This window comes from Arthrobacter sp. NPDC058288 (assembly GCF_042880995.1).
Classification (GTDB): domain Bacteria; phylum Actinomycetota; class Actinomycetes; order Actinomycetales; family Micrococcaceae; genus Arthrobacter.
In genome coordinates, this window is sequence record NZ_JBHVYH010000009.1 from 120,526 (window position 1) to 131,785 (window position 11,260).

Annotated in this window: 10 protein-coding genes; 7 read left to right on the top strand and 3 right to left on the bottom strand. The window is 66.7% G+C overall.

The window, feature by feature from the left end; genetic code table 11:
- The first annotated feature begins 203 nt into the window (after positions 1-203).
- The 3 genes from ACFVWT_RS20100 to ACFVWT_RS20110 all read left to right on the top strand — a co-directional run bounded on the left by ACFVWT_RS20100 (position 204) and on the right by ACFVWT_RS20110 (position 4,520).
- On the top strand, positions 204-2,444 hold the full coding sequence (locus tag ACFVWT_RS20100; protein WP_390251111.1) for a polyribonucleotide nucleotidyltransferase: 2,241 nt from the start codon (positions 204-206) through the stop codon (positions 2,442-2,444).
- 168 nt (positions 2,445-2,612) lie between these two features.
- Complete coding sequence (locus tag ACFVWT_RS20105; RefSeq protein WP_390250961.1) at positions 2,613-3,956, top strand: M16 family metallopeptidase; 1,344 nt, start codon at positions 2,613-2,615, stop codon at positions 3,954-3,956.
- A gap of 102 nt (positions 3,957-4,058) precedes the next feature.
- Positions 4,059-4,520 carry a DUF1579 domain-containing protein gene (locus ACFVWT_RS20110; protein ID WP_390250963.1) on the top strand — a complete coding sequence of 154 codons (462 nt, stop codon included), beginning with the start codon at positions 4,059-4,061 and terminating at the stop codon, positions 4,518-4,520.
- Positions 4,521-4,556: 36 nt separating this feature from the next.
- Here ACFVWT_RS20110 and ACFVWT_RS20115 read toward each other — a convergent pair whose 3' ends face one another.
- Complete coding sequence (locus ACFVWT_RS20115) at positions 4,557-4,838, bottom strand: hypothetical protein (RefSeq protein ID WP_390250965.1); 282 nt, start codon at positions 4,836-4,838, stop codon at positions 4,557-4,559.
- 150 nt (positions 4,839-4,988) lie between these two features.
- Here ACFVWT_RS20115 and ACFVWT_RS20120 point away from each other — a divergent pair, with 150 nt between their 5' ends.
- The gene (locus ACFVWT_RS20120; protein WP_390250967.1) at positions 4,989-6,095 is read left to right on the top strand and encodes a helix-turn-helix transcriptional regulator; all 1,107 of its coding nucleotides are present in this window, start codon (positions 4,989-4,991) and stop codon (positions 6,093-6,095) included.
- 15 nt (positions 6,096-6,110) lie between these two features.
- On the opposite strand, the gene ACFVWT_RS20125 is transcribed toward ACFVWT_RS20120, so the two are convergent.
- Positions 6,111-6,377: a MoaD/ThiS family protein gene (locus tag ACFVWT_RS20125; protein ID WP_390250969.1), complete on the bottom strand. Its 267-nt coding sequence runs from the start codon at positions 6,375-6,377 to the stop codon at positions 6,111-6,113.
- 6 nt (positions 6,378-6,383) lie between these two features.
- Positions 6,384-7,505 (bottom strand): GTP 3',8-cyclase MoaA, encoded by a 1,122-nt coding sequence (gene moaA / locus ACFVWT_RS20130; RefSeq protein WP_390250971.1) that lies wholly within the window; start codon positions 7,503-7,505, stop codon positions 6,384-6,386.
- Positions 7,506-7,637: 132 nt separating this feature from the next.
- On the opposite strand from moaA, the gene ACFVWT_RS20135 reads away from it, so the two are divergent.
- The 3 genes from ACFVWT_RS20135 to ACFVWT_RS20145 are packed head-to-tail and all read left to right on the top strand — an operon-like array spanning position 7,638 to position 11,248.
- Complete coding sequence (locus tag ACFVWT_RS20135) at positions 7,638-8,381, top strand: response regulator transcription factor (protein ID WP_390250973.1); 744 nt, start codon at positions 7,638-7,640, stop codon at positions 8,379-8,381.
- Positions 8,368-9,609, top strand: coding sequence for a sensor histidine kinase (locus ACFVWT_RS20140; protein ID WP_390250975.1), 1,242 nt, complete (start codon positions 8,368-8,370; stop codon positions 9,607-9,609). Before ACFVWT_RS20135 ends, ACFVWT_RS20140 begins: the two co-directional genes overlap by 14 nt.
- Positions 9,610-9,634: 25 nt before the next feature.
- The gene (locus ACFVWT_RS20145) at positions 9,635-11,248 is read left to right on the top strand and encodes a molybdopterin-dependent oxidoreductase (RefSeq protein WP_390251114.1); all 1,614 of its coding nucleotides are present in this window, start codon (positions 9,635-9,637) and stop codon (positions 11,246-11,248) included.
- Positions 11,249-11,260 lie beyond the last annotated feature (12 nt).

Here is an 11,260-nt window from a genome sequence, read left to right on the forward strand (position 1 = left end):
TTCTTCAAACAAAACTAAACAGGAGGATCAACCGCATCACGCATTCGCGGTCCTCGGTAGTGATTCCCGGGAACGGCTTCGAAGAATGAAGCCCGGCCCGTGGGTCTCGATCGATGACCGGGTGCAGTGCAGGCCAGTAGACAGATGCTGGACTGGGTTGATGCGGCTGGACTTCCGTTAACCAAGAAACGGAGGTGACTCTCTTGGAGGGTCCCGAAATCCAGTTCTCAGAAGCCGTCATTGACAATGGCCGCTTCGGCAAGCGTGTAATCCGCTTCGAAACCGGCCGCCTTGCCAAGCAGGCAGCCGGCGCAGCCATGGTGTACATCGACGAAGACACCGCGCTGCTCTCCGCAACCACCGCCGGCAAGCACCCGCGTGAAGGCTTTGACTTCTTCCCGCTGACCGTTGACGTCGAAGAGCGTATGTACGCCGCCGGCCGCATCCCGGGCTCGTTCTTCCGCCGCGAAGGCCGCCCGTCCACCGAAGCCATCCTGGCTTGCCGCCTCATGGACCGCCCGCTGCGCCCGGCCTTCATCAAGGGCCTGCGCAACGAGGTCCAGATCGTCGTCACCGTCCTGGCGATCAACCCGGACGAGCTCTACGACGTCGTGGCCATCAACGCCTCCTCGATGTCCACCCAGCTCTCCGGCCTGCCGTTCTCCGGACCGATCGGCGGCGTCCGCGTTGCCCTCGTTGCCGACGAGCACGGTTCGCAGTGGGTTGCGTTCCCGAAGCACTCCCAGCTCGAGAACTCCGTGTTCAACATGGTCGTCGCCGGCCGCGTTGCCGGTGACGACGTCGCCATCATGATGGTTGAAGCCGAAGCTACGGACAACTCCTGGAACCTCATCAAGGAACAGGGCGCCACCGCTCCGACCGAAGAGGTTGTTTCCGAAGGCCTCGAGGCCGCCAAGCCGTTCATCAAGGCCCTTTGCGACGCACAGGCTGACCTTGCCGCCCGCGCCGCCAAGCCGACCGTCGAATTCCCGGTCTTCCTGGACTACGAAGATGACGCCTACGCCGCTGTTGAAGCCGCTGCCGCTGAGAAGCTGGCTGCTGTCTTCCAGATTGCCGACAAGCAGGAGCGCGACACCGCTTCGGACCAGCTCAAGGACGACGTCACTTCCTCGCTCGCCGGCCAGTTCGAGGGCCGCGAGAAGGAACTGTCCGCAGCTTTCCGCTCGGTGACCAAGCACGTTGTGCGCCAGCGCATCCTGAAGGACCAGATCCGCATCGACGGCCGTGGCCTGACGGATATCCGCCAGCTCACCGCCGAGGTTGAAGTTCTGCCCCGCGTCCACGGTTCGGCCATCTTCGAACGCGGCGAGACCCAGATCATGGGTGTCACCACGCTGAACATGCTGAAGATGGAACAGCAGATCGACTCGCTGTCGCCGGTAACGCGCAAGCGCTACATGCACAACTACAACTTCCCGCCGTACTCCACCGGTGAAACCGGCCGCGTGGGCTCGCCCAAGCGCCGCGAAATCGGTCACGGCGCCCTGGCCGAGCGGGCACTCGTGCCCGTCCTGCCGTCCCGCGAGGAATTCCCCTACGCCATCCGCCAGGTGTCTGAGGCCCTCAGCTCCAACGGTTCGACGTCGATGGGTTCCGTCTGCGCCTCCACCCTGTCGATGCTCAACGCAGGCGTGCCGCTGAAGGCGGCCGTTGCAGGTATCGCCATGGGCCTGGTGTCCGACCAGGTTGACGGCCAGACCCGCTACGCAGCACTGACCGATATCCTCGGCGCCGAAGATGCCTTCGGCGACATGGACTTCAAGGTCGCCGGTACTTCCGAGTTCGTCACGGCCATCCAGCTGGACACCAAGCTCGACGGCATCCCGGCCTCGGTCCTGGCCGCCGCTTTGAAGCAGGCCCGCGAAGCACGCCTGCACATCCTCGAGGTCATCAACTCCGCGATCGACACCCCGGACGAGCTCTCCGAGTTCGCTCCGCGCGTCATCGCGGTCAAGATCCCCGTGGACAAGATCGGCGAGGTCATCGGGCCCAAGGGCAAGATGATCAACCAGATCCAGGAAGACACCGGCGCGGACATCTCCATCGAGGACGACGGCACCGTTTACATCGGCGCCACCAACGGCCCGTCCGCCGACGCCGCACGCTCCGCGATCAACGCCATCGCCAACCCGCAGGTTCCGGAAATCGGAGAGCGCTACCTGGGAACGGTCGTCAAGACCACCACCTTCGGCGCCTTCATTTCCCTCACCCCGGGCAAGGACGGCCTGCTGCACATTTCCGAGCTGCGCAAGATCGCCGGCGGCAAGCGCGTTGACAACGTCGAGGACGTCGTCTCCGTGGGCCAGAAGATCCAGGTCGAGATCACCAAGATCGACGACCGTGGAAAGCTGTCCCTCTCCCCGGTCATCGCCGAGGAAGAAGGCGCTGAAAGCGCAGAGGTCGCCGAAGCAACAGCAGAGTAGTCTGCAGCGCACTTCGTAGGACCAGCATCACGGCGGGGCCGGTGGATTTTCCACCGGCCCCGCCGCTGTTAAGCCGCCCGATTGAATTGCCCTTTCCGCGGGCATGGCGGCAGCGGTCCGCTGGTACGATGGCAGGCAGATTTGGCACCGTTTTCCTGAAAGGCCTTGATGACTGTCGTACCCCTGCCGCTCGTGCAGAACCACCCCGGAGACACCCTGATCCACGGAGCCGACGGCGGGTCCGTGGTCCGCCGCTCCGTGCTCCCCGGAGGCGTGCGCGTACTGACGGAGGCCATGCCGGGCCAGCGGTCGGCGACCATCGGCTTCTGGGTTGGCGTGGGTTCACGGGACGAAGCCCACGGGCAGCACGGGTCCACCCATTTCCTGGAGCACCTCCTGTTCAAGGGCACCAAGCGGCGCACCGCGCTGGAAATCGCGTCGGCCTTCGACGAGGTCGGCGGGGAGTCCAACGCGGCCACTGCCAAGGAAAGCACCTGCTACTTCGCCCGGGTCCTGGACACGGACCTTCCAATGGCCATCGACGTCATCGCGGACATGATCACCGGCGCGGTCCTGGACCCGCAGGAGATGGAGCAGGAACGCGACGTCATCCTGGAGGAAATCGCGATGGACAGCGATGACCCCACGGACGTCGCCCACGAGCACTTTGTTGCCGCGGTGCTGGGAACGCATCCGCTGGGACGCCCGATCGGCGGAACACCGGAGGCCATCCGGGCCGTTGCCCGTGATTCGGTCTGGGACCACTACCGGCGGTACTACCGCCCGGACGAGCTCGTCATTACCGCCGCCGGCGGACTGGACCACGACGTCGTCTGCGGACTGGTGGTGGACGCGCTCCGCCAGGCCGGCTGGGCGCTGGAGCCCGGTGCGGCACCCGTGGAGCGGCGCTCCACGGAACGGGCCCACATCAGCGGAACCGCCGGACTCCATGTGGTCAAGCGGCCCGTCGAGCAGGCAAACATCATCATGGGGTGCCCCACGATCGTCGCCACGGACGGGCGCCGCTACGTCATGAGCGTGCTTAACGCCGTGCTGGGCGGCGGCATGTCCTCGCGCCTGTTCCAGGAGGTGCGGGAAAAGCGCGGCCTGGTGTACTCCACTTATTCCTTCGCCTCGTCCTATGCCGACGCGGGTTATTTCGGCATGTACGCGGGGTGCACCCCCTCCAAGGTCCGGCAGGTCGTTGAGCTGCTGGGCGCCGAACTGGACAAGCTGGCGGCTCACGGTATCTCCGAGGACGAACTGCGGAAGGCCGTCGGCCAGCTGTGCGGCGGGATCGTGTTGGCGCTCGAAGACACCGGATCGCGGATGTCGCGGCTGGGACGGGCCGAACTGGTGTCCGGCGAATACCAGGACATCGAGGAGACGCTCCGGCAGATCAAGAGCGTCACCGTGGAGCAGGTGCGGGAGCTGGCCCTGGAGCTCGCGGCGGCACCGCGCACGGTGACGGTGGTGGGTCCGTTCGAGGAACGCGAAACCTTCGGCCTCTGACCCCGGGACCCTTCGCTGGACAACTCCACGCTGGACATCCCAACGCTGGACAACTCCATCCGTGGGGCGTGATGATGAACCCGGGGCCACACTGGAGGAGCAATGGACCGTCCGCACCCGGGCACTGCGCAGGAAGAGCTGGAAGTTTTCCTCGGGCACTGGACGGGGACGACCCATATCGAGGCCACCCTCCGGCGGCCTGCCAGGACTGCAGCGGCGGAGGTGACCTTCGCCAAGGCCGCCGGCGGGTACGCGGTGCTACAGAGCTACCGCCACACGGAAGCTGAGGGGATCCGTTTTGAGCGGCATGGCATGTTCACTATGGACCCTGACCACGCGGACACTGTCTGGTACCACGTGGACAGTGTGGGCCTGCCGCGGGAAGCTCCGATCCGGTGCAGCCTGCATGGCGGAGTGCTCATCGTGGAACGCCGCAACGGCCGTGACACGTCCCGGCACACTTTCCGGGTGGACGACGGAGTGCTGACGCACACGTCCGAGGTCCGCCTGGCCGACGCCACAGCCTTCGTGCCCTTCATGACCTCCGTCTGCCGCCGTACCTGACAGCGCGAACGGACACTTGGGGCCCGTCGGAGACAATCAGCCTGCTGATTCCAGGATCCGCGTTTTCGGTGCTCCCTCCAGGGCCGGAGCCGCGGCCGGCGAATTCCATACCTGCTGGCGAAGCTTGGCCAGGAGTTCCTCGGCCTGTCCCCGGCGCGCGAGGTCGAGTTCCACCACCACATAGTGCGGGTCGTCCACTGGCCGGCTGATGCGATGGGCCAGCACGCCTGAGGCTGTCCGGTTGACGGGGTCCCGGTCGAAGGCGTCCTTCCACATCGCGAAGTCCTTAATGCCGTGCTCAATCTGAAGCGTGTACATGTCACTGCCTTTCTTTCAGGTTCTCCGCACAGTTCACGGTAGGCGCCGCCACGCGGGAGCCGCTATCCCAGAAATCTGGGAGGGGGCAAGTGGATCCAGGGGAGGCCTGTGGACCCCAGATTCGGTAACTTCGGGGGCCATACTGTTTTCATGACCACGAAGTGGGCGGCGAGCCGAAGCATGGAACGGATCGGTGAGCTTTGCGGTTCGCCGCTGGAGGACCATGAACTGCGTGCAGCCCTGTTGGCAGAACTCGCAGGCGTTGTTCCGTTTGATTGGTTCGTGTGGCCCCTGACCGACCCCGGGACGTGCACCGGTATTTCACCGATGGCCCGTATTCCCTGCCCGCAGGAACTGCCAGCCCTGATCAGGTTGAAGTACGTGACATTGCCCGGCCGGTGGACGTCGCTCATCGACGGCGGCATGCCCGCGGTGACGCTGCAGACGGCAACCGGGGGAGACCCTGCCCGAAGCCCGCTCTGGAACGGTGTCCTCCGGCGGTATGGGGTGGCGGATGTCCTCTCCACGGTGTTCGCGGACAGCTACGGTTGCTGGGGCTGGCTTGACCTATGGCGGACTTCGAACCAAGAGCAGTTCACGCAACGCGAAGCGAAGCACCTGGCGGCTGCGGCGCCCGTCATAGCGGCCGGCTTGCGGCGAAGCAGGGCAGCCAGGATGAGGCTGGATGCGCGGCCGCGCCGCGACGTGCTGCACGCGGCGGGGCTGCCTCAACAAGCAGTGCTGACGCTGGACCCGGAGCTGGAAGTAACGAGCCGGAGCGCCTCGGCGGCCGACTGGCTCGGCCTGCTGCAGCCGGGGCCCCGGCCGTTTGAGGCCGTCCCGGCCGAGGTGTTAAACGTGGCCGCGCAACTCCTGGCACGGGAGGCCGGAGTGGACTCCCACCCGGCGTCTGCCCGGGTGAGCATCGGCAGCGGCCGGTGGGCTGTGCTCAGGTCCTTCCGGCTGGACACGCGAGAGAGCGGGATGGCGAGGCTTGCAGTGACTATCCAGGAATGCCCTGCCGGGGAGCGCCTCGACGTTTTCGCCCGGTGCTTCGGGCTGACACGGAGGCAGCGCAGTCTGCTGGAACTTGCCGCGGGGGGACTGGACACCGAGGCGCTGGCGGCGGCCCTCCGGATCAGCCCTTACACCGTGCAGGACCAGTTCAAGCTGGTTTTTGCTGCCTGTGGCGTCAGGAGCAGGAACTCGCTGCTGGCTTTGGCCCTCGGGATGGAGCAGGGCGCCCCGCAGTCGTAGGGACTGGTCCGATCCTTAACCGCCGGCAAACGGCGGCAGGACGTCCACGACGTCATCCGGCCCCAGCAACACTGACCGGTCGCGCACAGCCACTTCGTTGAGCAGGAAGCTGGACCGGGACAGGATGCGGGCCAGCGGCGGGGTGCCGGCCGGCGGCTCCGGGCGTTCGACGGCGAGTATCGCCTCGACCAGATCGGACAGGCTGGCGCCGTCGGCCAGTTCGAACTTTTCCTCTTCCATTCCGGCGGCAGCGCGCGCGGCAGCGAAGTAGCGTACGTTCACGGTGTCTCAGCCTCCGATGGCACTCATGCTGCGGTCCGGCTGGACGAAGTCCGGAGCATCCAAACCGACATGGTCCATGCCGTGGGCTTTCGGCTTGATCCACATGGCGTCCTGCCAGCGCTCTGCGAGCTGCTCATCCGTGGCGCCTTCGCGCAGCAGCCCCAGGAGATCGACTTCCTCGCGTGAGAACAGGCAGCTCATGATCTTGCCCTCAGCCGTGATCCGGGTGCGGCGGCAATCCGAGCAGAAGGGTTCGGTGACGGAGGCGATGATCCCCACTGTTCCCAGCACGGGTCCGGTGGCCTCGGCCGAACCCGGGGTCCGGCGTCGTACTTCGAAGCGTTCGGCCGGTGCGCCGTCACGGTCCCTCGGATCGGCGCTAAGCACGTAGTCGACGGACAGGAGTTCGCGGATTTCGGCTGCCGTGATCATGTTCCGGCGGGTCCAGCCGTGGTCGGCGTCCAGCGGCATCTGCTCGATGAATCGGAGTTCGTAGCCGCGGTCCAAGGCCCACGCCAGGAGCGACGGGGACTCGGCGTCGTTGATTCCGCGCATCAGGACGGCGTTGAGCTTCACGGGACCTAGCCCGGCGGCCCACGCGGCGTCCACGCCGGCCAGGACCTTGTCCAGGAAAGGTCTCCGGGTCAGCTTGGTGAACGTCTCCTCGTGCAGGGAATCGAGCGAAACGTTGATCCGGGAAAGGCCCGCAGCCTTCAATCCGGCCGCCTTCTTATCCAGCCCCACTGCGTTGGTGGTCATGGAGATGGGCAACTCGGGGTGAGCCTGGCGCAAGGCGGAGATAATGTCCAGGAGGTCGGCCCGCACCAGTGGTTCGCCGCCAGTGAGGCGCAGTTCGCGCACCCCCAGCATGTCGACGCCGATGCGAACTATCCGTACGATTTCTTCGGCGGACATCACGGCCTGCTTGGCCAGCCATTCGAGGCCTTCGGCCGGCATGCAGTATGTGCAGCGCAGGTTGCACTTGTCCGTCAGGGACAACCTCATGTCCGTGGCGCGGCGTCCATAGCGGTCCATCAATCCCGGGGGCATGCCTGCCGGGCGCGACGGCACTTGCGGGTCGGAACCCGCCCCGTCCCGGGGTTGCGGCATGCCAAGCTGAACACTCATAAATTCAGGCTACGCCACCTTGGGGTCAACCATCACTCCTTTGACAGCCGGGGATCTTACGGAATCGCTACGGATCGCCACAGCGGGCGGCAAAGCCCCGCCACACGCCGGCCCCGAACCTATGCTGGAGGAGTGAACAAGTCCCAGCCGGCGCCGGCCCAAGGCACAGTCGGAAACCGGCGGATACTCCTCGTCGAAGACGAGCAGACCATCGCCGGCGTGGTCCGTGACTACCTGGTGCAGGCCGGCTTCCAGGTGGATCTGGCCGCCGACGGGTTCACCGCCCTCCGCCTGGCCGCGGAGCGGCACCCCGACCTGATCCTGCTCGACCGCATGCTGCCCGGCCTGGACGGCGTGGAAGTGTGCCGCAGGCTTCGCCGGACGATGAGCGTCCCCGTCATTATGCTGACGGCACTGGGGACGGAGGATGACAGAATCCTGGGGCTGGAGGTCGGCGCTGACGATTACATCACCAAGCCCTTCTCACCCCGCGAACTGGTCCTGAGGGTGCGCTCTGTCCTGCGGCGCAGCGTGCAGGAGTTCAGCCCCGAACCGGCGGTGGAAGTTGCCGGGTTCGAGCTCAATCCGGCAGCCCGGACCGTGACCCACCACGGGACTCCGCTGGCGCTGACCATCCGGGAGTTCGACCTTCTGGCCTTTCTCCTGCGCCGCCCCCACCAGGTGTTCAGCCGCGAGGAGCTGATCAAGGCCGTGTGGGGCTGGGATTTCGGGGACCTCTCCACGGTCACCGTCCACGTCCGGCGGCTCCGCGAAAAGATCGAGGCTGATCCCACCCGGCCGGCCCTCCTGAAGACGGTGTGGGGCGTGGGCTACCGGCTGGACACCCCGGACGGGGCTGACGGTGCAAACAGCTGAACTTCTCGCCATCGTCGCCTGGGCGCTGGTCTGGGCCGTGGTCATCGGAGCGACGTCGCTGCTGCTGCTCAAACCCCTTCGCAGGACGTCCATCGCCGTCCAGATCTGCGTGGTGGTGCTGTCCACCGTAGGGGTCCTGACCGCAGGTATGGTGAGCGCCTTCAATGCAATGGTGATTTCGGCCCGGGACCTTGAGGTCATGTGGTACGTTCTGGCGATCGCGTCCGCGGTGGCCGTAGCCATCTCACTGGTCCTCGGTGCGCGGGTTTCGCGCAACGCAAAACTTCTCGCAGCCGCCGCACGGAGCATCGGGCGCGGCCAGCCCCCGGGCCTGCCCGCACCGCTCATGAGCTCCGAGCTGTCCGAACTGGCGGATGAACTGGAGCGCAGCAGCCGCATGCTGGCCGAATCCCGCGAGCGGGAGGCCGCCGTCGAGAATTCCCGACGGGAACTCGTCAGCTGGATTTCGCATGACCTTCGCACACCACTGGCCAGCATGCGCGCGATGGCCGAAGCGCTTGAAGACGGAATGGCCAGCGACGTTAACGGCTACTACCGAAAGATCATCAGCCAGACAGACCAGATGGCCCTCATGGTCAACGATCTCCTGGAGCTCTCCAAGATCCAGGCGGGCACCCTGCGACTTAGGGCCGAACCGCTGGATCTCTACGACCTTGCCAGCGACGCGATCGCGGATCTGGCCCCCCTGGCCGCCCGGCGGCAGATGACGCTCGACGGCGGCGGGGTCCGTGAGTGCCTGGCCCTCGCGGACGGCCCTTCCCTGGGGCGGGCGGTCCGCAACGTGGTGTTGAACGCCATCCTGTACAGCAGGCCCGGCTCCGGCGTGACGGTTGAAGTCGGCAGGGACGGGGAAGATGCGGTGGTTTCGGTGATGGACGGCTGCGGCGGAATCGCACCGGAGGACATCCCGCACCTCTTCGAGACGGGATGGCAGAAGAATCCTTCACGTGGCAGCTCCGGCGGGACGGGCCCTTCCGGAACGGAGCCGGAACCCGCAGGCTTCAGCGGGGCCGGGATCGGGCTCAGCATGGTGGCAGGAATCGTCCGTGCCCACGGCGGCAGCGTGACAGTGGAAAATGTCGCCGGCGGCTGCCGGTTCTCCCTGCGCCTGCCCGCCCGGGACCCGGCGCGTCCGTCGGAAGCCCCGCAACGGAGTGCACGCACAAGCCGGAACGTGGCAGATGGGAAGGTACCCCGTGGACACTAATCCGCCGGGAAAGGCATCCGCGGAAATGCCTCCCGCCGGCGTTCCCTCCGCTGAAGCCGGCCCCGCCGTTGCTGCCGGTCGGTGGGCAGTGGCAGCAGGCGTGGTTTCCGTGGCCGTCGGTCTGGTGGCTGGCGAGCTCGCCGCGGCCCTCGTGAGCCCTGCGCTTTCGCCCATGACTGGCGTTGGCAGCGCCGTGATCGATGCTGTTCCGCCAGCTGTCAAGGACTGGGCGGTCGCAGTGTTCGGCACCGCTGACAAGTTGGCGCTGCTCCTCGGCATGGGACTGGCCATTGCCGCTCTCGCTGCGCTTGCCGGGCGCCTGGAGTGGCGGCGCCGCTTCGCCGGATTTGCGGTGATCGCCATATTTGGCGTGGCGGGCATGGTGGCGGTCGCCGGCCGGGCCCAGTCCACCGGCAACGCCATTGTGCTGCCCCTGCTTTCGGCCGGTACCGGCGTTCTGGTACTGCGCTGGCTCATTGCACGCCTCCGGGACGGCGGCCCGGCATACGTCTCGCCGGCCCCGGGACCCTCCGGCGATCCGGCCCCGGCACCCGCCCCGCTGGCCGGAGCAGGCCGGCGCCGGTTCCTGCAGGCACTCGGCGGCTCCGCCGTCGTCGCGACCCTTGGAGGCGCGCTTGCTGTTGCCCTGCGCGGCGCCGCTGCCGGCGTCAGCGAATTCCGCAGCAAGCTTGCCCTGCCGTCCCCGGCGTCCCCGGTCCCGCCGGTACCCGCAGGTGCTGAGCTCCGGCTTGACGGCATCAGTCCGCTGGTGACGCCCAACCGGAACTTCTACCGGATCGACACGGCCCTCACCGTTCCGGCGGTGGATCCGGACAGCTGGGTCCTTAAGGTCACAGGCATGGTGGAACGGGACATCGAGCTCGACTTCGCCACGCTGCTTTCGAAGCCGATGACCGAACGCCACATCACCATCGCCTGCGTCTCCAATGAAGTGGGCGGGGACCTCATCGGCAACGCGCTGTGGCTGGGCTGGCCGGTCCGGGAGCTGCTGGCCATGGCCGGGCCGCAGGGCGGTGCGGACATGGTGCTGTCCCGCAGCAGTGACGGCTGGACGGCCGGCACACCCCTGGAAGCGTTGACGGACACACGGGACGCCCTGCTCGCCGTCGGCATGAACGGCGAACCGTTGCCGCTGGAGCACGGCTTCCCGGTGCGGCTCATTGTGCCCGGCCTGTACGGCTATGTTTCCGCCACCAAATGGCTTACGGAACTCAAGGTGACCCGGTTCGCGGAGGACTCCGGCTACTGGACGCCCCGCGGCTGGAGCGAGCGCGGACCCATCAAGACGTCGTCGCGTATCGACGTCCCGCGCAGTGGCCGTCCGGTGCGTGCCGGCTCGGTGGCGTTCGGCGGCGTCGCGTGGGCCCAGCACACCGGAATCGGCACAGTGGAACTCCGCGTAAACCGCGGCGCCTGGCAGCCGGCGGAACTTGCACCAGGCATTTCCCGGGACACGTGGTACCAGTGGCAGCTCTCACTGTCCCTGACGCCCGGGCAGTATGAGATCCAGGTCCGGGCCACGGACCTCAATGGTGTGCCGCAGATCGAAGAGCCGTCACGGGTAGCCCCTGACGGTGCCACCGGATTCCACACCATTAGAGTTGACGTGACGCCGTAGCGGGCCGGCGGG